We start from the raw sequence: 25778 nt of genomic DNA, 5'->3' as shown, positions 1-25778 counted from the left end.
AGGGCGCGTCCGTCGTCGTCGAACAGGATCGGGATGGCGCCAGTTGCGCAGATGAACCGTTCCGCCGTGTCGATCGACACCGCTTCGCTCTGTCCTTCGAAGAACGCCGCACCCACCCGGGTATCGAGGTCGGTCTTCGTGACCAGGATCCGCACGGCGGGCTTCCGGTCCCCGAGCAGCCGGTTCGGGTCGACCTGCGCACCGGCACGGACCAGGTCGACGAGGGTGTCGAGGGTGAGCTGTTCCGTGCTGCGCTCGTCGCGCATGATGTCTTCCGTACGCTCGATGGCGTCCGGTGCGACGAATCGGGGTCCGCCGCGTCGGGGGGAGGTGGCGGCATCGAGGATCGGCACCACGATCGCCGCGGACTCCGGATCCAGCAACCCCGTCACCCGGGTCATCCCATCCAACTGCGGCGTGACCCGCAGGAACCGCTTCTGGTGCAGTTCCTGCTCTCGGGCGGCGATGCCGGCCAGATCCAGTTCGTCACGCACACGGCCCGCACGAATCGCGAGCTGCTCGATCGTCAACCCCGCCGCCTCACCCAGCAGCCGCCCGACCGCGGTCGCGAGAGCGTCCTCGTCGACACCCTCAGCGGCGGTCAGGCGAGTGCGGATCAGCTCCGCCGCCTCCACCGAGATCGTCGCGGCCGCGACCGCGTCGCCGAGCAGCCGCTGCCACCGGGCCACCCGTGCCGCGTCCGGGGCGAGTTCACGCGCGGGCAGCAGCTCCGCTGCCTTCACCAGCGTGCGGGCATCCCGGGTGGAGGTGCCGGACACCTTCGCGATCAGCTCCTCCGCGGTCCGCACCCCCTCCGACTGCGCGAGACCCGCATGCCCGAGTTCGCGGCGCGAGCGGTGGGCGATCTCACCCGCCACGGTCGCCGCGACTGCATCCAAGCGACGACGCACCTCCGCGATCTCACGCTGCGACACGAGCAGCTCCGCATCCTCAAGACCCGCCACCGAGAGCGGGGCGAACGGCACCGACAGGTCACCCACCCGGGTGAGGGAGTCGGTGATCGAAGCCATACCCGATCCTCCCACGACCCGAACGAATGTTCGAGAGTCAGGAGCGTATTGGTGGAGAAGTCACCACCCCACCCGAGCCGGAGGATCAGACACGCGAACCGGGAGCGCGCGGAGCGCCGCGTCCCCTCAATACAGGAAGATCGGGATCCACGTGGGGTTGTGGGCGTGCACGATCGCGAGGAACACGATCGCGTCGAAGAGCAGGTGAACCGACAGCACGTAGCCGAGCGAGCGGGTGCGCGCGAAGAGGTAGCCCTGCAGCAGTGCGAACGGGAACGTCAGCAGCGGACCCCAGGCGCGGTATCCGAGCTCCCACAGGAAGGAGACGAAGATCACCGCCTGGATGAGGTTCGCCGGCAGCACCGGGAAGTGCCGCCGCAGCAGGGCGAAGCAGGTGCAGATGAAGAAGAGCTCGTCCCAGGTTCCGACCGCGTTCACCCCCACGAAGAAGCGCAGCAGCTCCGACACATCCGTGATGTGCGGCCAGTTGAGGTAGGCCCCCGAACGGATGAAGTAGAACGGCAGGATCAGCCACCCGAGGAACGGCACCGCGAACAGGTAGGCGATCTCGAGGCACGTCTTCTTCTCGCGGCTGCGCCACGGGAACCGGATGGCGCGGCGGCGCAGCAGGAACCGGTCGAGCAGGAACGGCGTCGCCACCGCGAGCGCGAGCACGGCGCCGATGCGCACGAAGCTCGGCCACGAGACGTCGGCCTCGACCGAGGTCGACGAGACGATCGCGATGCCCACCCCGATCAGGGTCAGGTCGACGCCGAGCTCCTCGTCCATCCACCACGCGAGTCCGACGGCCGCGACGAGCACCAGGTGCCCCCAGCCGGGCAGCTGGAAGCCGAAGAGCAGCAGGGCGGATGCGGCGACGCCGACCGCGGGCACGAGCGCGCGACGCGACCAGGGTGCGGCGGTCTCGAGACGCGTCCGCTGCGCGGGCGCTCCTCGACCACCTGGGTTCACGCGCTCTTCGACTTCTTCGCGGGCGCCTTCTTCTTCGCGGGGGTCGACTCGCGGCGCTTCTCGACCGAGCGCTTCAGCGCCTCCATGAGATCGAGCACCTCTCCCCCGCCCTCGGCGGTGCGCCCGAAGGTCGCCTCGGTGTCGAGCGCGTCCCCCTGCTCGAGCTTCGCCTCGACGAGGGTGCGCAGCTGCTCCTGGTAGTCGTCGGTGAACTTCTCCGGCTCGAAGTCGGAGGCGAAGCTCTCGACGAGCTGCTTCGACATCTTCAGCTCGGCATCCGTGATCTTGGGCGACTCGTCGAGCTCGGGGAAGCGGGCCTCGCGCACCTCGTCGTCCCACAGCAGGGTCTGCAGGGTGAGCACGCCGTCGCGCACCCGCAGCGCGGCGAGCCGGGTCCTCTGGCGCAGGGCGAACTTCACGATCGCGGTGCGCTCGGCGTCCTCGAGGGTGCGCATGAGCAGCACGTAGGCCTTCGTCGACTTCGAGTCGGGCGCGAGGTAGTAGCTCTTCTCGAACATGATCGGGTCGATCTGGGCGGTCGGCACGAACTCGACCACGTCGATGTCCTTGCTGCGCTCCACCGGCATCGCCGCGAAGTCGTCCTCCGTCAGCACCACCGTCTGGTCGCCGTCGACGTACGCCTTCGCGATCTCCGAGTACTCGACGGTCTCGCCGTCGAGCTCGCACACCCGCTTGTAGCGGATGCGGCCGCCGTCGGCCGCATGCACCTGGTGCAGCGGCACGTCGTGGTCCTCGGTGGCCGAGTAGATCTTCACGGGGACGTTCACGAGCCCGAAGCTCAGCGAGCCCTTCCAGATGGAGCGCATCCCGCCATCGTCCCACCGAATGTGGACGCTGTGAACAGGGGTTGTCGCATCGATGCCGCCCGGTTATGGTGCGGAAATGGCTGCCCAGACCGGATCAGGCGAGCAGTATGTGAGCGTCGGCGGTCATCGGCTCCGCCTCACGCACCTCGACAAGGTGATGTATCCGGAGACCGGCACCACCAAGGCCGAGATCATCGACTACTACTCGCGGGTCGCCGAGTACCTCATCCCCCACGCCAAGGACCGGCCGGCGACCCGCAAGCGCTGGGTGTCGGGCGTCGGCACCGCACGGACGCCGGGGCAGGTGTTCTTCGAGAAGAACCTGCCGGATTCGGCGCCGTCCTGGATCGCGCGCCGCGACATCCAGCACAGCGACCACGTGAACAGCTATCCGCTCGTCAACGACCTCGCCACGCTCGTCTGGATCGCCCAGCAGAACGCGCTCGAGCTGCACGTGCCGCAGTGGCGGTTCGGGCGAGGCGGCACCCGCCGCAACCCGGACCGGATGGTGCTCGACCTCGACCCGGGCGAGGGTGCGGGGCTCCCGGAGTGCGTCGAGGTGGCGAAGCTCGTGCGCGAGATCCTGCAGGACATCGGCCTCGACCCGATGCCCGTCACGAGCGGCAGCAAGGGCATCCACCTCTACGCCGCCCTCGACGGCACGCAGTCGAGCGACCAGGTCTCGGCGATCGCCCACGAACTGGCGCGCTCTCTCGAGGCCGACCACCCCGACCTCGTCGTGAGCGACATGAAGAAGTCGCTCCGCGGCGGCAAGGTGCTGCTCGACTGGAGCCAGAACAACGGCTCGAAGACGACGATCGTGCCGTACTCGCTGCGTGGTCGTCTGCGGCCGACGGTCGCGGCCCCGCGCACCTGGCGCGAGCTGCTCTCGCCGAAGCTGCGCCAGCTCGAGTTCGCCGAGGTGCTGGAGCGCCTGGCGAAGAAGGGGGATCCGCTCGCCGAACTCTCGGCGAGCCATCCACCTGGGCGCTGAGGTCGACGAGCGGCTCGGCACCTATCGCGCGATGCGCGACGCCGCGAAGACCCCCGAGCCGATGGGCGGGCGAACGGATGCCGACAGCGGCACACGGCCGATGTTCGTCATCCAGGAGCATCACGCCACCCGCCTGCACCACGATTTCCGGCTGGAGCGCGACGGCGTGCTGGTCTCGTGGGCGCTGCCGAAGGGACTGCCCGCCGACCCGGGCGTCAACCACCTCGCCGTGCAGACCGAGGACCACCCGATCGAGTACGGGAGCTTCGAGGGAACCATTCCGAAGGGGGAATACGGCGCGGGCACCGTCACCATCTGGGACACCGGCGACTACGAGCTCGAGAAGTGGCGCGAGGGCCAGGAGGTCATCGTGACGATCCACGGCCGGAACCACGGATCGCACCGCCTCGCGCTCATCCGCACGGGCGGCGACGACGCCAAGCCCCAATGGCTCATCCACCTGATGAAGGACCAGACCCCGCACCCCGAGCACGACGACACGCAGCCGTATCGCAAGCCGCCGTCGACCTCGCCGGGTCGGGGCCTGCGGCGCGGCAAGACGGTCGTCGGCACCCGCACGCGCGCGGCGGGCACCGTGCACCCGATGCTCGCCACCGCGGCCGAGCCCGCGGAGCTGCGCGGCCGCGACGGGTGGCGCTACGAGATGAAGTGGGACGGCTTCCGCGCCATCGCCCGGATCTCGGGCGACGAGGTCGCGCTCACCTCGCGGAACGGCCTCGACCTCACCCCCACCTTCCCCGAGCTCGCGGTGCTGGCCGAGCGGGTGCGCGGCGACGCGGTGCTCGACGGCGAGATCGTCGCTCCGGACGAGCACGGCGTGCCGCGCTTCGCCCGCATCCAGCAGCGCGCCGGCCTCACGAACCCGCGCGACGTCGATCGCGCCCGCCGCGCCGTCGGGGTCGAGTTCTACGTCTTCGACGTGCTCGAGGCGGGTGGGCGCTCTCTCACCGGCCTCCCCTACGCGGAGCGACGCGCGATGCTGGAGGACCTCGTCGACGGCGGCGGGCTCGTGCGGGTGCCGCCCGGCGCCGGCGACGACGTCGACGCGGCTCTCGCCACGAGCCGTGAGCTGGGTCTCGAGGGTGTCATGGCGAAACGCGCGCTCTCCCCCTACCGCGAGGGTCGGCGCAGCCGCGACTGGCTGAAGCTCAAGCACACCCTCACCCAGGAGGTCGTGGTGGCCGGGTGGCGCACGGGCAACGGCGCACGTGCCGACACGATCGGCTCGCTGCTCGTGGGCGTGCCGGATGCCGATGGGCGCCTGCGGTACGCGGGTCGCGTCGGCAGCGGGTTCACCGACCGGGTGCTCTCCGACATCCGGTCGCGCCTCGACTCCCTCGCGGTCGACTCCCCCGCGCTCCTCGGCGTGCCGCCCGAGGACGCCCGCGACGCCCACTGGGTGACGCCGGCGCTCGTCGGCGAGGTGGAGTACGGCGAGGCCACCCCGGACGGGCGGCTGCGGCATCCGGTGTGGCGCGGGTGGCGGCACGACAAGTCGCCCGCCGAGGTGCGCTGGGAGCGCACAATGGGATGAGGGAGGGACGAGACATGGACCGCGACACCATCGAGTACGACCCGAACCCCGACGACGAGCGCCCCGTTCCGCTCGACGAGGAGGAGCCCGCTCCCCCGCCGACGCTCGACCCCGAGGAGCGCGTCGAGGAGTTCGACCCCGACGCCGACGACGAGTAGCGCTACTCGATCGCCTTGCCCACGACGATCGGGATCGCACCCGTCGGGGGCACGATGCCGGAGAGCCGCTCGGGCGCGAGCACGCGCTCGACCTGCTCGCGCGTCATGAGCTCACGGCCCACCACGAGGTCGGCGATCGAGGCGTTCGTGGTGAGCGCGATGTGGGCGAGCGTCGCCGCCTCGGTGTAGCCGATGTAGGGCGTCAGAGCCGTCACGACGCCCACGCTCGTGGCGACCTGGCCCGCGAGCCGTGCCTCGTTGGCGGTGATGCCGTCGACGCAGTTGACGCGCAGGGTGCGGCACGCGTTCGTCATCCACGCGATCGACTGCAGGATCGAGTGGGCGATCACGGGCTCGAAGGCGTTGAGCTGCAGCTGGCCGGCCTCGGCGGCCGCGGTGACCGTGGCATCCGCGCCGATCACGCTGAAGGCGACCTGGTTCACGACCTCCGGGATCACCGGGTTCACCTTGCCGGGCATGATCGACGACCCCGCCTGCCGCGCCGGCAGCTGGATCTCGTTGAGCCCCGCCTGCGGACCCGACGACAGCAGGCGCAGATCGTTGCAGATCTTCGAGAGCTTGACCGCGGCGCGCTTGAGCGTGCCCGAGAGCGTCATGAAGATGCCGGCGTCGGCGGTGGCCTCGATGAGGTCGGGCGCGGTCTCCTGCGGGATGCCGGTGACCTCCTCGAGGTGCCGGCGCACCGCCTCCGCGTAGCGCGGGTCGGCCGTGATGCCGGTGCCGATCGCGGTGGCGCCCATGTTGATCTCGTTGAGCCACGGCATCACCTGCTCGAGGCGGTCGTAGTCCTCGGCGAGCGTCGTGGCGAATCCCGCGAACTCCTGGCCGAGCGTCATCGGCACGGCGTCCTGGAGCTGGGTGCGGCCGACCTTCAGCACGTGCGCGAACTCGTGGCCCTTGGCGCGGAAGCTCGCCGTGAGCAGCCGGTGCTCCGCCAACAGTCGCTGCGTGCCGAACACCATGGCGAGCTTGATGGCGGTCGGGTAGACGTCGTTCGTCGACTGGCTGCGGTTGACGTCGTCGATGGGGTGCAGGTGCGCGTAGTCGCCCTTCGCGTACCCGAGCTCCTCGAGGCACGCGTTGGCGATGACCTCGTTGGTGTTCATGTTGGTGCTGGTACCCGCGCCGCCCTGGATCACACCGACCACGAACTGGTCGTGCAGCTCGCCCGCGACGATGCGCTCGCACACCCGGTCGATGACGTCGGCCTTCGCGGGATCGAGCACCCCGATCTCGCGGTTGGCGCGCGCCGCCGCCTGCTTGACCCGGGCGAGGGCGCGGATGAGGTCGGGGTAGTTCGAGATGGCGCGGCGGGTGATCGGGAAGTTGATCAGCGCGCGCGCCGTGTGCACCCCCCAGTAGGCGTCGGCCGGGACGTCGAGCTCGCCGAGCGAGTCGCGTTCGGTTCGGGTGGCTGTGCTGCCAGGGTGGCCGGCGCCTGAGAGCAGTTCGGGAGCGCCGTCGGGACCGGTCGTGATGACGTCCTCGCCTCCGACGATGAACTGCTCGGAGGCGGTCAGACCGGTCGTGTCGGACATCGCGCATCTCCTTCGATGGGGTGTGATCCGAGTCTAGGACGCGCGGATCACGACGCGGTCATGCCCCGAACAGGGTCAGCAGGTGGTCGCCCACGATCAGGTAGAGCCCGAAGACCACCGCCGCCGCGCACAGCACGAACATCAGGACCGACACGGGGCGGCGCCAGGCCGCGGTGCCGTCGCCGAGTCGCAGCCCCAGCGAGAAGAGGGTGACCGCGATGCACGCCGACACCAGCGCGGCGACGAACACCGTGAGGAAGGCCATCCAGTCGATCATCGGCGCGCCTTCCGCTTCTTGGGTCGCACGAAGACGCCCGGCTCCGGCTGGTGCAGGTTGCGGTGGTCGACGTGGCTGCGGCGGGACCACAGGAAGATCCCGGTGATCGCCACGAGCGCGAGCACCACGGCCGCCACGATCCCGCCGGGTCCGAGCTGCACGAGCAGAGCGGCCGCCGCGCCGACGAGCCCCGCGGCGGGGATGGTGATGAGCCAGCCGAGGGCGATCCGCCCGGCCGTGCGCCAGCGCACCGAGGCGCCCTTGCGCCCGATGCCGGTGCCGATCACCGATCCGGATGCGACCTGGGTGGTGGAGAGCGCGAAGCCGAGGTGGGTGGAGGCGAGGATCGTGGCGGTGGTCGCCGCCTCGGCGGCGAACCCCTGGGCGGGCTCGACGTCGGTGATGCCCCGACCCATCGTGCGGATGATGCGCCAGCCGCCGGAGTAGGTGCCCGCGGCGATGGCGATCGCGCACGCGGCGATGACCCACAGCTCGGGGCCGCTGCCGACGGTCTGGAATCCCGCCGCGATGAGCGCGAGCGTGATGACGCCCATCGTCTTCTGCGCGTCGTTGGTGCCGTGCGCGAGCGAGACGAGGCTCGAGGTGAAGATCTGGCCCTTCTTGAAGCCGTCGCGCTCCCGTTTGCGGGTGACCGCGTAGGCGATCTTGGTGGCCAGGTACGACACCACGCCCGCGGTCACGGGCGCGAGGACCGCCGGGATCAGGATCTTCGAGACGAGCACGCCGCCGTCGATGACGCCGAATCCGGCCCCCACGACGGATGCGCCGATCAGGCCGCCGAACAGGGCATGGCTCGACGACGACGGCAGGCCGAGCAGCCAGGTCACCAGGTTCCACACGATCGCGCCGATCAGGCCGGCCAGGATGAGCTCCGGCCCGATCTGCACCCCGCCGTCGCCCTCGCGGATCAGCCCGCCCGAGATGGTCTTCGCCACCTCCGTGCTGAGGAAGGCGCCGATGAGGTTGAGGACGGCGGCGAGCGCCACGGCGGTCTTGGGTCCGAGCGCCCCCGTCGCGATGGGAGTCGCCATCGCATTGGCCGTGTCATGGAAGCCGTTGGTGAAGTCGAAGAACAGGGCCAGCGCGATGACGAGCGCGACCAGAATCAGGGGGTCCACTGCGGGCTATCCAAACATGACGCCGGGGTGGGGGCAACTCGCCGATGAACTCTCGGTGACGCGCCGGTGAACGGGCCCGCAGCGCCGGGCCGGATGCCGGAACCCCCGGACGGGGGAATGTCGCCGCCGGAGCCCCCGGCCCTAGCATCCGGATCAGGAAAGTCGGCCCGAACCGGCAGGAGAACCTCGCGTGCGCTCCCAGAGGGCGCTGGGCACGATCGCGCTCGTCGCGGTCGTCGTCGCAGCGATCAGTTTCGCCGTGGTCGACATCTCGACCTCGGCGGCGAGCGGCTGCCTGGACACCGCCTCCCCCTGCGTCGAGCGGACGAGCCCCGTCATCGCCGGCGTCTTCGCGGTGATCGGCGCCGTCTCGCTGATCGCCGCCGTGATCCCCGCGATCACCTGGCTCGTGACGAGCCTGCAGGCCGGTCACGGATCGCGCCAGACCGAGGTCGACTACTCGCGCGGCCCGAGCGCCCGGGTGCGCGAGGACGACGACGACCTCGACTTCCCCTGATCCGAGCGGTCAGTCGAGCCGCCGCAACCCCGCGACCCGCAGCACCGCGACCCCCTCGGTGCGCGACGCGGCGAGGTCGACCTCGGCGTCGATGCCCCAGTCGTGGTCGCCCGCCGGGTCCTCGACGATCTGCCGCACCTGCCAGCGCTCCGCGGACTCGCGGATGACGAGCCGCGCTGCGGAGCGCGCCGAGGCGCCCGTTCCGATGGCGTCGTGGTCGGCGTAGTAGTCGTCGAGCGCGTCCGGCCAGGCCGCATCCGGATCCAGCGCGACCAGCTCGTCGTCGCGCTGCAGGGCCGCGAGCTGCACCCGGCGCCAGAGCTCGTTCCGCACCAGCACGAGGAACGCCCGCCGGTTGGTGGTGACGTCCGGCGGGGGCGGCGGCACGACCGGCGCATCCGGTTCGGGGGCCCGGGCGGGGTCGACGAGCGCCGACCATTCGTCGAGCAGGCTCGAGTCGACCTGCCGCACGAGCTCGCCCAGCCACTCGACGAGGTCGCGCAGCTCCTCCGTCTTCGCCTCGTCCGGGATCGTCTGGCGCGCGGCGCGGTAGGCGTCGCTCAGATAGCGCAGCACGAGCCCCTCGCTGCGACCCAGCTGATAGAAGCCGACGTACTCGGTGAAGGTCATCGCGCGCTCGTAGAGGTCGCGCACGACCGACTTGGGGCGCAGCTCGAAGTCCCGGATCCACGGCTGGGTCGAGGCGAAGGTCTCGTAGGCCTGCTCGAGCAGCTCGGCGAGGGGACGCGGCCAGCCGACCTCCTCGAGCAGCTCCATCCGCTGCTCGTACTCGACGCCCTCCGCCTTCATGGCGGCGACGGCCTCCCCGCGCGCCCGGAACTCCTGCTGAGACAGCACGGGGCGCGGGTCGTCGAGGGTCGCCTCGATGACGCTCACGGCGTCGAGCGCGTATCCGGGATCGGCGGGGTCGAGCAGCTCCAGCGCGGCGAGGGCGAACGGCGAGAGGGGTTGGTTGAGGGCGAAGTCGGCCTGCAGCTCGACCGTGAGGCGCACCCGCGCCGTGCCGTCGAATCCGCCGCCCAGCTGCTCGACGACGCCGGCGGTGCGGAGCGTGCGGTAGAGCGCGATCGCCCGCCGCGCGAGGGCCGCGCGGCGCCCCGCGGGTTCGTGGTTGTCGCCCAGCAGCTCCCGCACGATCCGGAACGCGCTCCCCGCCTCGGCGGCGGGTGCGTCGGCTCCCGGACGCGACAGCAGCTGCAGGAGCATCGCGGCGGTGACGCGCATGGAGCTCGCGAGCGGTTCGGGTTCCGCCGCGATGAGGCGCTCGAAGCTCGCCGGCCCCCAGCTGACGAAGCCGTCCGGGGCCCGCTTCTTCACGAGCTTGCGCTTGGCCTTCGGGTCGTCGCCCGCCTTCGCGGCGGCGCGCGCGTTGTCGATCTCGTGCTCGGGCGCGAGGGCGACGACCTCGCCGGCGGTGTCGAATCCGGCCCGCCCGGCACGCCCCGCGACCTGGTGGAACTCGCGGGCCGTCAGCTGCCGCATGCGGGTGCCGTCGAACTTGGTGAGGCCGGTGAGCAGCACGGTGCGGATCGGCACGTTGATGCCGACCCCGAGCGTGTCGGTGCCGCAGACCACCCGCAGCATCCCCTGCTGGGCGAGTTGCTCCACGAGCCTGCGGTAGCGCGGGAGCATGCCGGCGTGGTGCACGCCGATCCCCGAGCGCACGAGCCGACCGAGCGTCTGCCCGAATCCGGTGGAGAAGCGGAAGCCGCCGACGGCCTCCGCGATCGCGTCGCGCTGCTCGCGACTCGCGACGCGCACGCTCGCCAGCGCCTGCGCGCGCTCGACGGCCGCCGCCTGGGAGAAGTGCACGATGTAGACGGGAGCGAGCCCGTCGGCCAACAGGCCCTCGACGAGCTCCTGCACGGGGGTGACCTCGTAGCGGTAGTGCAGCGGCACGGGGCGCTCCACCCCGGTCACCCGCGCCACCTCGCGGCCCGTCCGGCGCTCGAGGTCGGCGGCGAGCGAGGTCACGTCGCCGAGGGTCGCCGACATGAGGACGAAGCGCGCACCGGGCAGGGTCAGCAGCGGGACCTGCCACGCCCACCCGCGCTCCGGGTCGGCGTAGTAGTGGAACTCGTCCATCACGACCGACTCGACACCCGCATCCGCGCCCCGGCGCAGTGCGAGGTTCGCGAGGATCTCGGCGGTGCAGCACACGATGGGGGCGTCGGGGTTGACGCTCGAGTCGCCCGTCACCATGCCGACGTTGTCGGCTCCGAAGACGGCGACGAGATCGAAGAACTTCTCGCTCACGAGCGCCTTGAGCGGCGCCGTGTAGAAGGAGCGCCTCCCCTGCGCGATCGCGGCCGCGTGCGCCGCGACCGCGACGAGCGACTTCCCCGTGCCCGTCGGGGTGCTCAGCACGAGGTGGCGGTCGAGCACCAGCTCGAGCACGGCCTCCTCCTGCGCCGGATAGAGGGCGAGACCGCGCGACCGCGTCCAGTCGTCGAACGCGACGAGGAACGCATCCGGATCCCAGGGCCGGGGCAGGCGCGCCAGGAGGTCGTCGGAAGCCATCACACGAGTCTGCCGCACGCCTGGGACCGGGGCCCGTGTCCCCAGGCTTGGGGGGAGGTGAGTGTCTATCGGCGCGCACGAGGCCGCCCCTATCATGGCCCCGACGAACGAGTCGTTCCGTCGGGGGGAAGCAATCCGAGAGCTCCTCCCGCGGCACGCAGTGAGGAAGGTAACTCATGGCTGAAGAGGAAGGCCATGTGCCGGCGGGGTGGTACCCCGATCCGCTCGGGCTTCCCCAGCTCCGCTGGTGGGACAACCACGCGTGGACCGAGCACACCTCCGACGCGCGTCAGCCGATGGTCGCCCAGGAGACCGTCACGGCGAAGCTCGCCTACGCCGACGACGACGAGTACCTGAGCCACGACGTCCGCGAGGACCTGCACACCGACTTCGCCGGCGGGACGCCCGCCGCCGAGCCCGCGTTCGCGCCGGCCGACCCGGTGCTCTCGCTCGAGGCCGCCCCGAGCCAGACCCGGCTCGTCGAGGAGGTCTCCCCGGGCCTCAAGTACGCCCAGGAGCACGTGATCGAGGACGCGCCGACGAGCGCGCCCTTCCTGCTCGACACCAGCTACGACGACCTGCTCGGCGTGCCCATCGACCCGTCCGAGGCGCAGCAGGCCGCGCCCCGACCGTCCTTCTCGCCGAGCCCCGTCTTCGATGCCATGCCGACCTTCCAGGTCGACCCGAACGCGGCATCCGGCCTCGGCACCTTCACGACCACCAACTTCGACCCGTCGGCGTTCGGCAACTTCAGCTACGCGCCGTCGGTGCTCGCCGAGCACGACGGCTCCCAGCCGCTCACCCGCCGGGCCGTGCTGGCCGAGAACGGGCTGTCGGTCAACACCGGGCCGGTGTGGATCATCGCCCTCATGCCGGTCATCATGCTGGTGCTCGCGCTCATGTTCCTGGTGGCGGGCAATGCCGGCCAGGACTCGGCGCTGTTCGCCGGCATCATCCTGTTCGGCTCGTACATCGCCACCGTGATCCTCGCGATCGTCGACCGGGCGATGCTGCGACGCGCGGGCCACTCCCGCACGGCCAACTGGGACTGGGCGTTCCTCGGCGCACCCGTGTACCTCATCGCGCGGATGTCGAACGTCGTGCGCGAGACCGGTCGGGGGCTCCGTCCGTTCCTCACCTGGTCGGCGCTCACGATCGTGCTCATCGGCTCGTCGGTCGCGATCCCCGGCATCGTCATGGCGCTCGCGCCGGGCGTGTTCTCGGACGAGGCCGAGCAGTCGATCTCGGAGCAGGCGGGTGCGATCGGCGCCAGCGTCAACGCCACCTGCCCCGACGTCCCGCCGCTGCTCGTCGGCGACACCATGATCTGCAGCGCCGTCACGCCCACCAAGGTCGCCAACGTCGTGGTCAGCCTCCAGCGCAAGAACGGCTGGATCGACTGGCGAGTCGACGACTGGGGCGTCTTCTCGACCAACCGATGAGTCTGCCCCGCATGGTCGACGACGACCGCCCTGAACCCGAGACGAATGCACAGGAGGTGGTTCGCGTGACCGATCAGGCAATCCGCGTGGTCCCGGCCGGATGGTACGAGAACCCGGCCGATCCGACTCAGGTGCGCTGGTGGAACGGCATCGCCTGGACCGACCACGTCCAGGCCAAGCCCGACCTGGAGGCCGCGGCGCTCGCCGAGTCGGCGGAGCTCGACGAGCAGTTCGCGGACGCGACGGCGAGCCTGCGGCCGCGCGGGCGCGTCGCCTCGACCTCCACGATGTCGAGCTGGCTGCTCGCCTTCAGCCCGATCCTGTTCATCGCGGCCGTCGCCGCGTCGATCTACGCCCAGCTGTACTACGTGCAGTCGCCCATCACCTGGCTGATCATGCTCGTGCCGTACGCCCTCGGGGTCATGTGGGGCATCTTCGACATCCGCAAGCTGACGCGGTGGGGGCACACCCCGCCCGCCGTCTTCTGGGCGTTCCTGACGCCGCTCGGCTACCTCATCGCCCGCAAGATGACGGTCGCCGGCTGGGGACAGCTCGGCACCTTCGTGGGCATCCTGCTCGCGGCCGGCGCGGCTCATCTCGCGCTCTGGACCACGGGTGCCGCGGAGCCTCTCGAGTTCGCCATCACGATCCAGACCGAGATCCGCGACGACCTCGTCGGGAGCGGCGTGGCCACCGCGGTCGCCTGCCCGCCGGTCGCCGACACCACGACGGTCGGCGCCATCTACACGTGCGACGCGACGCTGACGGACGGCACCCACCGGAACGTCTGGGTCAGCATCGACTCGGAGAACGGCGACTACAGCTACACCCTCGCCGTCCACTGACCGTCGAGGTCTCCCCCGCTCGGGCGTACGCTCGTGCCATGGATGACCGTCGATCGGATCAGGAGCGGATCGCGGACGCCCTCCGGGCGCGCGCCTCGCTCGAGGGCGAGGAGTTCTCGGCGGGAGAGCTGCTCGAGGGCGGCGCAGGCGCCGCCGAGCACCTGTACCTGCCCGGGGATCCTCTCGCCGAGGGCGAGGAGCTCGTCGAGGACGCCGAGGGCGACGAAGCCTGACCGGACGGTCTACCCCAGCTTCGGGGGTCACCCCTACTGGGGCTCTCCCGCCGCGCTCCGGCGTCCCTAAACTGCCTCTCAGTAGCCGAGGGGAGGCTGCAGCTCGAGGGGGAGGAACTCGTGAGTCTCAGTGCCGCAGCTCCGGTCGCCGCTTGGTACCCGGACCCGACCGACACCGATTCGCTGCGTTGGTGGGATGGTCTCGGATGGACCTCGCACACGCGCCCGCGGCCCGCGCAGGTGCCGCAGAGCCTGCCCACGCCCGATCCCGCGACCGCCTACATCCCCGAGGCGCCTCCGACCGCTGCTCCCGTCGTGACGGAGCCTCCGGCCGCCGAGGTCCCCGCCGCCGCATCCGCGGACGGTGACCCGACCCGGCTGGCGGCGGCTCTCGCCGCCGCACCGGCTCCCGCCGCGGGCACGGCGGGCATCGCCGCCGCACCGCCGCCGCCGCCCATGAGCGCCGTGCCGGGCATCCCGATCGCCGAGACCGCATCGACGCCCGCCGCGACGGGGTTCTCCGACCTCGTGCTGCCCGACCTCGAGCTGCCGGCCGCCGCAGAGCCGGCGCCCGCGCCCGCCGCGCCGACCGTCGACGAGAGCCAGTCGGTGGCCGCCGCGCGCGCCGCCTTCGCCCTCGCACAGGCCGAGAAGGCCGCCGCCGCCGCGGCCGCTGCAGCCCAGGTGGCCGCGCAGGCCGCCGCCGGCCTCGCCGCCGTCGAGACCGGCCCCACGACTCCCGCCGCCCCGCCCGCCGCACCCGCATCCCCGGCGGCCGGAGGCGGCGAGGAGCAGTTCACCTCGGTCGCCCAGGCGCGCGCCGCCTTCGCGGCGAAGAACGCGGCCAAGAAGGCCTCTGCGGAGGCGCCCGCCGCCGCCGCAGAGCCCGAGACGCCCGCCCCGGCGATGCTCGCCATCGACGACGGCCGGCCGGTCTCCGTGGCAGCGGCCCGCGCCGCGGCCGCGAAGGCGAAGGCGGAGGCCGCCGCGACCGGTCAGCCGGTGGACGCCGCATCCGAGGCCCAGGATCGGAAGTGGCACCTCCCCAAGCTCAACTGAGCGGGCCGTCGGGGTACGCGCCGAGGGGGCCTCTCACCCGAATGGGGGACTGAGCGGTTTCGACTTCGACGCTTAGGCTCGATCCATCACGGACACAGTGGGGGCTGAACGTGTCGGACAACATGGGTGTGTCGCCTCGGGCGGCATGGTATCCCGACCCCAACGATGCGACCATGCAGCGTTGGTGGGACGGGCGGGGCTGGACCGCGTACACGACGCCGATTCCGACGCCCCCTCCGATGCCCGCGCCCGTGGGACCGCCGTCGAGCGACATGCCGGCGCCGGCGGCCTACGCCGCCGAGGAGCAGGCACGAGCCGCCGAGCAGCGCGCCGAACAGCAGCGCCTCGAGCAGGCTCGCGCGGAGCAGCAGGCCCGCGCGGAGCAGCAGGCTCGCGCGGAGGCCCACGCCCGCGCGGAGGCGCAGGCGCACGCCGACGCGCAGGCACGCGCGGAGCAGCAGGCCCGCGCTGAGCAGGAGCGCGCCGCCCACGAGCGCCTCGAACAGGAGCGCGCCGAGCGGGCGCGTCTCGAACAGCAGCGGGCCGAGCAGGAGCGCGCCGAACAGGAGCGCGCCGCGCACGAGCGGGCCGAGCAGGAGCGCGCGGAGCAGCTCCGTGCCGAGCAGCTCCGTGCCGAGCAGGAACGCCTCGAGCAGGAACGTGCAGCGCTGCGTGCCGAGCAGGAGCGCGTCGAGCAGGAACGCGCCGAACAGGCGCGCCTGGCCGCGCTGCAGAGCGCCCCTCCCCCGGCGCCCGTCGCACCGCAGGCACAGCCGTCGGTGATGCCCGCGCCGGCGAGTGCGGCCCCCGGGACACCGGCTGCGCCCGCCTACGCGGGGCAGCCGGCACCGACCGCGGCGCCTCAGGCACCGCGGGTGCCCGCCGTGCCGCCGGAGCTCCTGGCCCGCCAGGTTCCGCCGGCCGCCGCGCCTGTCGCTCCCGCCGCCGCCCCGAGCCTCGCGTCCGCACCGCCGCCGATGGCGCCGCAGCTCGGAGCGCCGCCCGTCGCGCCTCCGGGTGCCGAACTCCCTCGGATGACGCCTCCGGGCGCTCCCCCGTCGGCGTACGCCTCTGCTCCGTCGCCGTCGGCCTACGCCTCGGCGCCCGCTCCCGCGGCGCCCGCCCTCGAGATCGAGGCCGGACCGTCGGCGATCCCGGGCTTCACCCCCGCCCCCACCATCCTTGCGCTCCCGTCTCTGCTGGGAGGCGGCGCGCCCACGAACGCTGCGGCACCGTCAGCGCCGGCCCCCACGCCGGCCCCCGACGCGCCTCACCCCACGATGGCGTCTCCGGTGACGGTGCCGCCGGTGTCGCAGCCCTCCCCCCCGTCAGGCGAGAGCGACGCCAACGCCGCCTACCTCGCCGCGTTCCGCCTGGGTGCGACCGCATCCCCGGCCCCAGCCGTCGACAGCACGGCTCCCGCGACGGGCCCGCAGCCCGTTCCGCTGCCCTCCGACGGTGGTCCGCTCGGAACGGCCCCCTCGAGCGCCATGGCGCTGCCTCAGGGGGACCACCCGGGGCTCGACCTCGCCCCTGACGGGCGCGGGGACTTCGGCGCCCCCATGCACCGCATCTGAGCGGCGCCGCAGACGGTCAGCGCGTCGAGGGGCGCAGCTCGACGTCGATGTCGGGCAGCCCGTAGGGGCTCGCCTGCATCACGCGGCCGCGCGGATTGAGGGCGTCCTCACGCGCATAGCGATCGCGCAGCGCCGCGGCGGCCTCGTCGTCCCCGTCGTCGGCCGCCCGCACCAGCGCGGCCAACTCGTCCATCCAGAGCAGCTCCGGCTCCGCGACCGGCCGTTGCCCGTGCATGGCCCCCCAGACGTCCCACAGCAGCAGCTCGTCCCCGTGGCGATGCGCGATGTCGCGGATCACGTAGTCGAACACGAAGGGGATCCCGCCGAAGGGGGATCCCGGGAACACGCCGAAGGTCCGCGGATCGGCATCCCCGCCCCGGACCGCCGCCCAGACCTCGGCCGCGGTCGCGAAGCCGGCGAGACCCCGATCGGGCAGGTCGTGCGTGTCGAAGGGATACCAGTCCGGTTCGAGCTGCGCGTCGGCGCGCACCCAGCGCGCACCGTCGTGGTACTCGACCACGACGTGGTCGAAGTGGTACCCCGGATCGAAGTAGCCCGCGAACCCCACCCGGCTGCGCGCCGGGATACCCCGTTCGCGCAGAGCCGAGACGGTCAGCAGCGTGAAGTCCCGACAGCATCCGGCCACCCGCTCGGAGCGCTCCCGCGGCTCGTCGATCGGTTCGGGGTGACGTTCGGCATCGACGCCCAGGGTGCGATCGGCCCACCGCAGGTCGATGTCGCCGCGCCGTTCGGGCGGCACCTCGATGCCGTCGGCGCGGTAGTGGTACACCAGATTGCGCACGACGGCCGAGATCACGGCGACGTCGGCGTCCGGCGACAGGGCCGCCCACCTCGGCGCGTACTCCCCCGGGTCGCTGTACGGCGAGTGGTCCATCGCCCGCGCGGTCTCCGACTCCATGGAGGAATACTGGCGCGCACCGCCGGGCGATGTCGAGCGGCTCACACGAATCGCACGGCAGCCTGGACGCGGGAACGCAGCTCGAACAGGTCGGTGCCGCCGGTGCCGACCCCGGGGATGCCGCTGCGCACCACGTGGGCGAGTTGCGGCTGCGGGATCAGCAGCGCGCGCGAACCGCGCACGGAGCCGAGGTCGACGAGCGCCGGCGCGTCGCCGTCCGGGACCACCACGCCGATGGCCGAGAACCTGACGTGCGCATGCCTCCCGAACACCCGGGCACGGGCCGACAGCTCGCGGACCGGCCGCTCACCCTCGAGAGCCGCCCCGATGAGCTCCGATCCCTTGACGCGCACCGCGCCACCCCAGTCCTCGCTGAGCAGCGCCCAGAGCCCGCTCGCGCCCAGCACGATGTGGTCGATCTTGCCGGCCGGGGTGTCGACGTCGTGCCACACCGTGTAGCCGATGCCGAGGCCGGCCAGCTCGCGGGCCGACTGCTCCTCGGCGATCGCGGCCGCGAGCAGATGGGTGACCTGGTGCGGCGCCGAGCGGATGAGGGCCGGATCGTAGGGGTCGGGCACCGCGACACCGCGGCCCGCCCACTCGCGCAGCTCCGCGAGGTAGCGTTCGCGGTACCACCCGCCCGGATGTCCGCTGGCGCGCGCCTGCGGGCGGGAATCGGCCCGCGGGCGCGGCGCCCGGGGCGCGTAGACCGGCTGCTCGCTGGAGCCGGATGCGGAACCGGAGTCGTACGCCGCGCGCGCCTGCGGGGTGCCGACGAGCGACCACGCGCGCTGCACCGCGTGGAACTCGGCCGCGCGACCTCCGGCATCGGGATGCGTCTCCCGCAGACGGCGTCGGTAGGCGCGCCGGAGCTCGGCGTCGCTCGCACCCGCGCCGACGCCCAGCACCTCGTAGGCGGACGCGGTGAGCGGGCTGTCGGGCACCCTTCGATCGTAGGCGCGCCGACAGCCGCGAGGCTGTGAGCGACATAGGCTCGAGGGGTGAGTTCCCGCGATGAGACCGGCGTACGGCGCCGGGCGAGCCTCGAGGTGCTGCGCGCCGAGGCGGGCGACGAGCTCGCGGTCGTCGTCTTCGAGCGGCTGCGCGCGGGCGAGGACCCCTGGGAGTTCATGCAGGAGCTCCCGAGCGTCGACGAACTCGTGGTCCTCACGCTGCGCGCCGAGCTCATCCGCTCCGACTACGACCGCCGCCCGAGCGCCGAGGTCGACTACCGGATGCTGCGTCAGATCGCCCTCGCCTACCCCGCGCTGAGCTCGACCGTCTGGTCGATGCTCGACGCCGAGCCGACCCGCCGGAGGACCGCGTGAGCGTCGTCGCCCTCATCGAGTTCGACCCCGCGTCGGGAGCCGCGACCGGGCACCGCCTGGCGGACGCCGATGCGGCGCTGCTGCGGGTCACCGACCTGGGCGCCACGCGCGGTGACGGCGTCTTCGAGACCGCGAGCCTCGTGCACGGCCACGTGCAGGCCCTCGAGGCGCACCTGGAGCGCCTCGTGCAGTCGGCGCGGATGCTGGAACTGCCCCAGCCGGATCCCGCGGTCTGGCGCGCCGCCGTGCTCGCGGTGGGCGACGCCCTCACCGCGGAGGGCGTCGACGAGGGATCCATCAAGTTCGTGCTGACGCGCGGCGTCGAGGGCGGGTCGGTCCCGACCGGGTGGGTGTTCGGCACGGCCGCCCCCGACTTCACGGCGGACCGGACCTCGGGGGTGCGGCTCGTGCTGCTCGACCGGGGCTTCCGGCACGACGTCTCGCAGACCTCGCCCTGGCTGCTCGCGGGCGCCAAGACGCTCAGCTACGCCATGAACCGCGCGGCGCTCCGCGAAGCCGCCCGTCGCGGGGCCGACGACGTGCTGTTCGTGTCGAGCGACGGCTACCTCCTGGAGGGGCCGACGTCGACCCTGGTGCTCCGCACGGGTCCCCGGCTGATCACGCCCCGCGTCGACCTCGGGATCCTCGCCGGCACCACCCAGGCGGATCTGTTCGCCTGGGCCGAGGCGGCCGGCTTCCCCACGGGCTACGAGCTGCTCACCCCCGCCGACCTCGCCGCCGCGGACGCCGCGTGGCTCGTCTCCAGCGTGCGGCATGTGGCCCCCGTGCGGGCCGTGGAGGGCGTGGAGCGCGCCATCGACGCGGAGCTCACGGAGCGTTTCAACGAGGCTCTCGACGCGCGTACCGCCTGACGAGGGCCGCGGACGGCCGGCACCCACGACGAAGGGCCCCCGGTCAGCTACACCAGGGGCCCTTCTGTGTCGGTGAGGCCGCCGCTCCCGCGAGCTCTCGGGTCGGGCGTTCGCCGAGCCGGACGGCAGCTCGATCACGCGCGGCGAACCGCGCGTGCCGAGACGGCCTCGGTGGTGGGATCTCCCCCGCGGCGCCTCGCGGCCCCGCGGAATCCTCTCCGCCTCCGCGTCGACCCGGCCCTACGGCCCGGCGTCTGCGGCTGCGGATCGTCATCCCGCCACCGGTGCTGCCCCACGGACGGAACTCGCGTTCCGCGATCCCTTGGGGCCACTCCCCGCTCCCGTCGGGCTGACCCGACCGGCTCGAGAAGATCACCGCCCCGCTTCGGCTGCGGACTCCCGGCTCCCGGATCTCTCCGTTCACCTCGTGTCCGCGCCTCATCGGTTGAGTAGAGATTACTCAGCGAGCAGACCGGCACAAGTGGTCAAGTCTCACTAGATGGTTGAGACTGCCGCCGGCCCGTGCCGCGGCGTGCGGCCGCGTTAAACACTGGCGGCGGTGATGCTGTCCGCGATCCCTCATACCCCCGTATCGGAATCGCGATGATGACAGGATCACCGCCGCCTGCTAGTCCCCCAACTAGTGCAGTCATCACGATAGGTGCGCGTTCGATGGGAACGCTCCCCCCAGTGCGGGGGACTGACATCCGGTGCCCGCGCGTGGCACGATCCGCCCCCTCGGTACGGTCGCCGACACGACGAAAGGCCCCCGGTCGCCGCGTTCCGCCGGTGCCGGAGCACCGCGGTTCGTCGAGCCCCGAGGGCCTTTCAGTCACCTTCCGGCCGACCCCCGAGGGGATCCGCGCCGTCTGGTGAACACGAGAATACTCAGCCGTGAACAGCGCGCAAGACGTGAAGTCTCACTGGATGGTTGAGCGTCAGAGCTCGCGGATGGCGTCGCTCAGGAGCGCCACGAGAGCCTCCAGCTGCACCGAACCCTCGGTCGCTTCGGTCGTGTCGCCGTCGAGCGCACGGGCCGCGAGGCCCGCCTTCGAGTCGATCAGCTCGGCGATGCGCCCGTCGATCGTCTGGGCGGCGATGATGCGCCACGCCGTGACCGGCAGCTCCTGCCCGATCCGGTGGACGCGGTCGATCGCCTGGGTCTGCTCCGCGTTGGTCCAGCTGAGCTCGGCGAGCACCACGTTGGAGGCCGCCTGCAGGTTCACCCCCACGCCCGCAGCCGTCAGCGAGCACACCGCGACCGCGACATCCGGATCGTTCTGGAACGCGTCGATCTCCGCCTGGCGAGCCTTCGACGTCTGATCCCCGCGGATCGAGACGGTGCGCAGGCCCGCCTTCGCGAAGTGCGCCTCCGCGGCGTCCATGACGTCGATGTGCTTCGCGAAGAAGACCACCTTGCCGACGTTGCGCGCCAGGTTGACGGTGTAGTCCGCCGCGGGCGTGGCCTTCGCCTGACCGATGCGGCGCACCATCGTGAAGACGTTGTCGCCACCCGACTGGGTCTGCTTCGACTCCTCGAGCTCCGCGGCCGCGACGAGACGCACCAGATCGGCGGCATCCGCGTCGGGACGCGACGACCGCAGCCGGCGGAACCGCTCGACGAGCCGCGCCACGAGGGCCCGCTCGGCCTCGCGGATCGAGCGCCCCGCCTCGCCGTCGAGCTCGACCGGGATGTCGGCGATTCGGCGTGCGGGGATGTCGGCGGCCACGTCGACCTTCTTGCGGCGCACGATCCCCATGCCGACGACGGCGCGACGGGCGGCGGCGAAGAACCCCGGGTCGACGGGCGTCAGCTCGGTCTCCTCGAGGGCCTCCATGAGGCGCGGCATCGGCTTCTTCTCATCGATCCAGCCGAGGAACTGCCAGATCATCCGGAAGTCCTCGATCTGGTTGATGAGCGGGGTTCCGGTGAGCGCGACGAGCAGCGGGTTCGGGCTCTGCTGACGGATCGAGCGCGACAGCGCCTGCACGTTCTTCGAGCGCTGCGACTCCTTGTTCTTGATGAAGTGCGCCTCGTCGACGATCATGCCGCGGAAACCGCGCCGGGAGAGCCAGGCGACGTGGCGGTCGAGGACCTCGTAGTTGACGATCACGACGTCGGCGAAGGCGTCGATGTCGTCGCCGTCGCCGTGCACGACGGTCGCGCTGCGGTGCGGGGTCCACTTGTCGACCTCGCGCGCCCAGTTCACCTTGACGACGTTCGGCACCACCACGAGCAGCGGGTAGGCCTTCGCCACGTCCGCCGCGAGCAGCGCCTGGGCGGTCTTGCCGAGGCCCGGCTCGTCGGCGAGCAGGTAGCTGCGGTGGCCCTCCCGGGCCGACTCGACGAACCGCGCCTGGTGGCGCATGAGCTCGAGCCCTCCGGGCGTCGCGAGCGAACGCGCCTCGGGCAGCTCCATGCTGGCCGCTCCCCCGCCGGCTCCGATCTCGAAGGAGCGGAACAGCGGCTCGATGAGCTCCCAGCTGTCGAGGTCGCCGCGCGGTGAGGGCTGGGCCGTCTGGTACGCGGAGAAGTCGGGCGCGAGGAACGGGTTCGACATCTGGTACTGCCGCACCGACTGCGGCACCACCTGGCGCTCCTCGACGGCGGGCTTCTGCTCGGGCTCGGTGACCACGACGAGGTCCTCGGGGGCCAGCGGCGTGCCCGCCTCGATCAGCAGGGTGCGGCGCACCTCCTGGGCGGAGGGGCTCAGCGGCGCGGTGTCGGTAAGCAGCTGGATGAGGCTCGCATCGCGCGCCGCCGTCTTCGCCATGATCGTGGCGATGCCGTCGAGGCGCGTCAGCTCCTTGGTGCGCTCGGCATCCGTGATGCTCGCGTCGCCCTTGATGCGGGCGCGCTCCTCGCGCGCGAGCACCGCCACGACGCGGTAGCGCACGCGGTTGGCGGCGTTGACCTTGCCGCGCTCCGCGGCGTTCTCGATGCCGCGCACGACGCGCGCGAGCACGGGGATGATGCCCGTCTCGTCCTGGTGCGGGCGGCGACGCTGCTGTGCGCCCTTCGCCGACGACGACTTCGCGCCGGAGCGCGTCTTCTGGCCGGATGTGGCCATCGTTCTCCTCGGGGGCGTTCGCCCCATCGCGACGAATGCGTCGCGGCTACGTGTGATCCGACGGTGCGCCGGACCGGATTCTCGGTGCAGATCGCCCCCGCGACTCCCCTGATCCGGCTTGGCCGGCGGGGCGGTGGGCGTTGTCAGTCTAGCGCACCGGGGCCGACGGGAGGGTACCCGGCGTCGCGACGGCGCGTCCGCGGGTCAGCGGCGCGATCCCTCCGAGGGCACCGGCACCTTGATGAGCACGCCCGCGGCGAGGAACGCGACGACCGCGAGGTACTGGGCGCCGATCCACAGCGGGCCGTCGAACCCGAACGGCAGGACCGGGTTCCAGAGCACGGCCACCGCCGCGAAGACCGGCAGCCACCACCAGTGCTTGGCCTGGATCGCGAACACCATCACGATGAGCGCGAGCACCGCGACGACCCAGCTGATGTAGGTGAACGCGTCCTGCCCGATGAGGGCGATGCCCACGAAGAGCACGACGGCAGCGATGAGACCGGGGGCGAGGGCGAGCCGACGCCATCCGGGGTCGCCGTAACGGGAGGCGGGGCGCTGGGAGCTCACCCCTCCAGGGTATCGAGCGCCGACGCCCCCTTCCGCGCTCCCTAGGATCGGAGGATGAGCGATGCCGCAGTCGAGAGGTTCCGGGACCTGCTGAGATACCCCACCTTCTCGCACGCCGGCGCGGCCGACGTCGCCGAGGCGTTCGCCGGGTTCCACGCGGCACTCGAACGGCACTTCCCGCTCGTGCACGAGACGCTCGAGCGCGAGGTCGTCGCGGGTCGCAGCCTGCTGTACCGGTGGCGCGGCACCGGCGACGGCCCGGCGGCCGTGCTCATGGCGCATCAGGACGTCGTCGCCGTCGACGATCCGGACCGCTGGAGCCATCCGCCCTTCGAGGCGCTGCTCGTCGGCGAGGGCGAGGAGCGGGCGGTCTGGGCACGCGGAGCGCTCGACGACAAGGCGGCGCTCGGCGCGATCCTCGAGGCGGTCGAGTCGCGTCTGGCCGCCGGGTTCACCCCCGCCGCCGACGTCTACCTCGTGTTCGGACACGACGAGGAGGCCGGCGGCACCGGAGCGGAGGCGATCGTCGCCCTGCTCGGGGAACGCGGGGTCCGGCCGTGGCTCGTGATCGACGAGGGCGGAGCGGTGATGGACGGCCTGCTGCCCGGGCTCGGCCCGACCGCCGTCGTGGGCGTCACCGAGAAGGGCGCGATGAACGTCGAGCTCGTGGTCGAGCAGTCGGGCGGTCACGCCGCGATCCCGCTTCCGGGCGGCTCGACGGCGGTGCTCGCCCGCGCGATCCTGCGGCTCGAGAACCAGCCGGAGGCACCGCACCTCATCGAGCCCACGATCGGGCTGCTGGCGGCGCTCGGGGCGCGGATGGGCGGTGTCCGCGGATGGCTGCTGCGCCACGCGCGCACCTTCCGCGGCCCCCTCGCGCGCACCCTCGCGGGGTCGAGCCCGCAGCTCGCCGCGATGACCCGCACGACGCGCGCGGTGACCCAGCTGCGCGGATCGTCGAGCATGAACGTCGTTCCCGAGCGCGCGAGCGCGACGCTCAACGTGCGCATCCTGCCGGGCGCGACGGTCGCGTCGGCGGTCGCCGACATCGAGCGCGTGATCGACGACCCGGACGTGCGCGTGCGGGTGATCGAGGGCTGGGATCCGGCCCCCGTCTCCCCCGCCGACGGTCCCGCCTGGGAGGCGATCTCGGCGAGCATCGGGGACGCCTTCCCCGAGGCCGCGGTCGCCCCGTACGTCATGCTGCAGGCCAGCGACTCGCGGCACTTCGCCGCCATCTCCGAGCACGTCTACCGCTTCCTGCCGTTCGACCTGCGGCAGGAGGAGCTGCAGTCGATCCACGGCATCGACGAGCGCATCCGCGTCTCGACCTACCACCGGGCGATCGCCTTCTTCGAGGCCCTCGTCGCCCGCCTCTGACCCGGATCAGGTGCCGGGGGCGGTCTCGGCGATCCAGCCGTCGAGCTTCGAGGGCTTGTCGGTGACGATGCCGTCCACCCCGTCGGCGAGCGCCTCCGACCACCGCTCGGTGCTGTTGAGCGTGTACACGAGCACCCCGAGCCCGGCCTCGTGCATGCGCGCGACGGCATCCGGGTCGTTCTCGAGCGACGTCGGCGTCGTGAGGATGGCGATGGCGTCGTAGTACCGCGCGAGGCCGACCGGGTCGTGCGGGAGGTCGCGTTTGATGATGACGCGCGGGATGGCGGGGGCCGTGTCGGCGAGGTGCGCGACGGTCGAGAGGTCGAAGCTCGCGAACACGACGCGGTTCTGCACGCCGCGCAGGTAGACCGCGTCGAGCACCGTCCGGATGCCGTCGGGCGCCCAGTACCCCTTGAGCTCCACGATCGCCTTCTGCCTGCTGCCGGCGAGCGCGTCGAGGAACTCCACGAGCAGCGGCACCCGGGTGCCCGCGAACTCCGGCGCGTACCAGGACCCGGCGTCGAGGGCGCGGATCTGATCGACGGTGAGGTCGGCGACGGCGCCCGTGCCATCGGTCGTGCGGTCCACCGTGTCGTCGTGCATGAGGACGGGCACGCCGTCGGCGGTGAGCTGCACGTCGGTCTCGACGAAGTCGAGCCCGGAGGCGAAAGCCGCCGCGAAGCCCGGCATGGTGTTCTCGGGGGCGTCCGCGCGATCCCCGCGGTGCCCGGCGACGAAGGCCGGCTCACCGGGTGCGCGCAACGCGCCCATCATGTTCGTCGCGTAGACGCGCACCGCGTCGGGCACCAGCAGCAGCACGGCGACGAGCGCCAGTGTCACGACGGCGGAGGCCAATGCCCGCCGAACAGGATGCGTCACCATCGACACGTCCGCTTCCGACTCGGGTTCCCC

At 72.1% G+C, this 25778-nt stretch carries 22 protein-coding genes and 1 pseudogene; 11 read left to right on the top strand and 12 right to left on the bottom strand.

Translation table 11 applies throughout. The annotated features are described in order from the left end of the window. From NUH29_RS00445 to ku, 3 genes are all read right to left on the bottom strand, one after another. On the bottom strand, positions 1-1031 hold a 1031-nt coding region (locus tag NUH29_RS00445), incomplete at its 3' end, for a DUF222 domain-containing protein (protein WP_258796896.1). A 126-nt stretch (positions 1032-1157) separates the two neighbouring features. Beyond that, positions 1158-1925 carry a CPBP family intramembrane glutamic endopeptidase gene (locus NUH29_RS00440; protein WP_258796895.1) on the bottom strand — a complete coding sequence of 256 codons (768 nt, stop codon included), beginning with the start codon at positions 1923-1925 and terminating at the stop codon, positions 1158-1160. Between the two features lie 74 nt (positions 1926-1999). Continuing rightward, a complete protein-coding gene (gene ku / locus NUH29_RS00435; protein ID WP_258796894.1) occupies positions 2000-2830 on the bottom strand; it encodes a non-homologous end joining protein Ku in 831 nt (276 codons plus the stop codon). Positions 2831-2906: 76 nt separating this feature from the next. On the opposite strand from ku, the pseudogene NUH29_RS00430 reads away from it, so the two are divergent. Further along, positions 2907-5379, top strand: a pseudogene (locus tag NUH29_RS00430) (ATP-dependent DNA ligase). Positions 5380-5393: 14 nt separating this feature from the next. Next, positions 5394-5537, top strand: coding sequence for a hypothetical protein (locus NUH29_RS00425; protein WP_258796893.1), 144 nt, complete (start codon positions 5394-5396; stop codon positions 5535-5537). A gap of 2 nt (positions 5538-5539) precedes the next feature. Here NUH29_RS00425 and NUH29_RS00420 read toward each other — a convergent pair whose 3' ends face one another. The 3 genes from NUH29_RS00420 to NUH29_RS00410 are packed head-to-tail and all read right to left on the bottom strand — an operon-like array spanning position 5540 to position 8512. Next, positions 5540-7096: an aspartate ammonia-lyase gene (locus NUH29_RS00420; RefSeq protein WP_258796892.1), complete on the bottom strand. Its 1557-nt coding sequence runs from the start codon at positions 7094-7096 to the stop codon at positions 5540-5542. 58 nt (positions 7097-7154) lie between these two features. After that, complete coding sequence (locus NUH29_RS00415) at positions 7155-7373, bottom strand: hypothetical protein (protein ID WP_258796891.1); 219 nt, start codon at positions 7371-7373, stop codon at positions 7155-7157. Further along, positions 7370-8512 carry an inorganic phosphate transporter gene (locus NUH29_RS00410; RefSeq protein ID WP_258796890.1) on the bottom strand — a complete coding sequence of 381 codons (1143 nt, stop codon included), beginning with the start codon at positions 8510-8512 and terminating at the stop codon, positions 7370-7372. The genes NUH29_RS00415 and NUH29_RS00410 overlap by 4 nt, the downstream gene beginning before the upstream one ends. Before the next feature lie 190 nt (positions 8513-8702). On the opposite strand from NUH29_RS00410, the gene NUH29_RS00405 reads away from it, so the two are divergent. Next, positions 8703-9029 (top strand): hypothetical protein, encoded by a 327-nt coding sequence (locus NUH29_RS00405; RefSeq protein ID WP_258796889.1) that lies wholly within the window; start codon positions 8703-8705, stop codon positions 9027-9029. 9 nt (positions 9030-9038) lie between these two features. Here the strand turns inward: NUH29_RS00405 and NUH29_RS00400 are convergent, their stop codons facing one another. Continuing rightward, positions 9039-11570: a DEAD/DEAH box helicase gene (locus NUH29_RS00400; protein WP_258796888.1), complete on the bottom strand. Its 2532-nt coding sequence runs from the start codon at positions 11568-11570 to the stop codon at positions 9039-9041. A 176-nt stretch (positions 11571-11746) separates the two neighbouring features. Between NUH29_RS00400 and NUH29_RS00395 the strand changes: the two genes are divergently transcribed. From NUH29_RS00395 to NUH29_RS00375, 5 genes are all read left to right on the top strand, one after another. Next, the gene (locus NUH29_RS00395) at positions 11747-13012 is read left to right on the top strand and encodes a DUF2510 domain-containing protein (protein WP_258796887.1); all 1266 of its coding nucleotides are present in this window, start codon (positions 11747-11749) and stop codon (positions 13010-13012) included. Between the two features lie 65 nt (positions 13013-13077). Next, entirely contained in the window at positions 13078-13857 is a 780-nt protein-coding gene (locus NUH29_RS00390; RefSeq protein ID WP_258796886.1) for a DUF2510 domain-containing protein, read from the top strand. Between the two features lie 38 nt (positions 13858-13895). Further along, positions 13896-14090 (top strand): hypothetical protein, encoded by a 195-nt coding sequence (locus tag NUH29_RS00385; RefSeq protein ID WP_258796885.1) that lies wholly within the window; start codon positions 13896-13898, stop codon positions 14088-14090. Between the two features lie 120 nt (positions 14091-14210). Beyond that, the gene (locus NUH29_RS00380; protein ID WP_258796884.1) at positions 14211-15149 is read left to right on the top strand and encodes a DUF2510 domain-containing protein; all 939 of its coding nucleotides are present in this window, start codon (positions 14211-14213) and stop codon (positions 15147-15149) included. A gap of 122 nt (positions 15150-15271) precedes the next feature. Beyond that, the gene (locus tag NUH29_RS00375) at positions 15272-16726 is read left to right on the top strand and encodes a DUF2510 domain-containing protein (RefSeq protein WP_258796935.1); all 1455 of its coding nucleotides are present in this window, start codon (positions 15272-15274) and stop codon (positions 16724-16726) included. Between the two features lie 16 nt (positions 16727-16742). On the opposite strand, the gene NUH29_RS00370 is transcribed toward NUH29_RS00375, so the two are convergent. Together NUH29_RS00370 and NUH29_RS00365 are read right to left on the bottom strand one after the other, a co-directional pair. Then, a complete protein-coding gene (locus tag NUH29_RS00370) occupies positions 16743-17645 on the bottom strand; it encodes a transglutaminase-like domain-containing protein (protein ID WP_258796883.1) in 903 nt (300 codons plus the stop codon). Positions 17646-17686: 41 nt separating this feature from the next. Further along, the gene (locus NUH29_RS00365) at positions 17687-18589 is read right to left on the bottom strand and encodes a DnaJ domain-containing protein (protein WP_258796882.1); all 903 of its coding nucleotides are present in this window, start codon (positions 18587-18589) and stop codon (positions 17687-17689) included. A 57-nt stretch (positions 18590-18646) separates the two neighbouring features. Here NUH29_RS00365 and NUH29_RS00360 point away from each other — a divergent pair, with 57 nt between their 5' ends. Together NUH29_RS00360 and NUH29_RS00355 are read left to right on the top strand one after the other, a co-directional pair. After that, entirely contained in the window at positions 18647-18973 is a 327-nt protein-coding gene (locus NUH29_RS00360) for a tryptophan synthase subunit alpha (protein WP_258796881.1), read from the top strand. Further along, positions 18970-19845, top strand: a complete 876-nt coding sequence (locus NUH29_RS00355) for an aminotransferase class IV (RefSeq protein WP_258796880.1) — start codon at positions 18970-18972, stop codon at positions 19843-19845. Before NUH29_RS00360 ends, NUH29_RS00355 begins: the two co-directional genes overlap by 4 nt. A gap of 938 nt (positions 19846-20783) precedes the next feature. Here the strand turns inward: NUH29_RS00355 and NUH29_RS00350 are convergent. Next, positions 20784-22916: a DEAD/DEAH box helicase gene (locus tag NUH29_RS00350; protein ID WP_258796879.1), complete on the bottom strand. Its 2133-nt coding sequence runs from the start codon at positions 22914-22916 to the stop codon at positions 20784-20786. A gap of 204 nt (positions 22917-23120) precedes the next feature. Then, positions 23121-23486, bottom strand: coding sequence for a DUF6804 family protein (locus NUH29_RS00345; RefSeq protein ID WP_258796878.1), 366 nt, complete (start codon positions 23484-23486; stop codon positions 23121-23123). A gap of 54 nt (positions 23487-23540) precedes the next feature. Between NUH29_RS00345 and NUH29_RS00340 the strand changes: the two genes are divergently transcribed. Continuing rightward, positions 23541-24866, top strand: a complete 1326-nt coding sequence (locus tag NUH29_RS00340) for a M20/M25/M40 family metallo-hydrolase (RefSeq protein WP_258796877.1) — start codon at positions 23541-23543, stop codon at positions 24864-24866. Between the two features lie 6 nt (positions 24867-24872). Here NUH29_RS00340 and NUH29_RS00335 read toward each other — a convergent pair whose 3' ends face one another. Continuing rightward, complete coding sequence (locus tag NUH29_RS00335) at positions 24873-25706, bottom strand: glycerophosphodiester phosphodiesterase (protein ID WP_258796876.1); 834 nt, start codon at positions 25704-25706, stop codon at positions 24873-24875. Positions 25707-25778: the final 72 nt, after the last annotated feature.

Origin of the sequence: Protaetiibacter mangrovi (assembly GCF_024752305.1) — a bacterium.
Taxonomy (GTDB): domain Bacteria; phylum Actinomycetota; class Actinomycetes; order Actinomycetales; family Microbacteriaceae; genus Homoserinibacter; species Homoserinibacter mangrovi.
The sequence above is the reverse complement of the archived record's forward strand: the minus strand, read 5'-3'. Positions and strand labels throughout refer to the sequence as shown.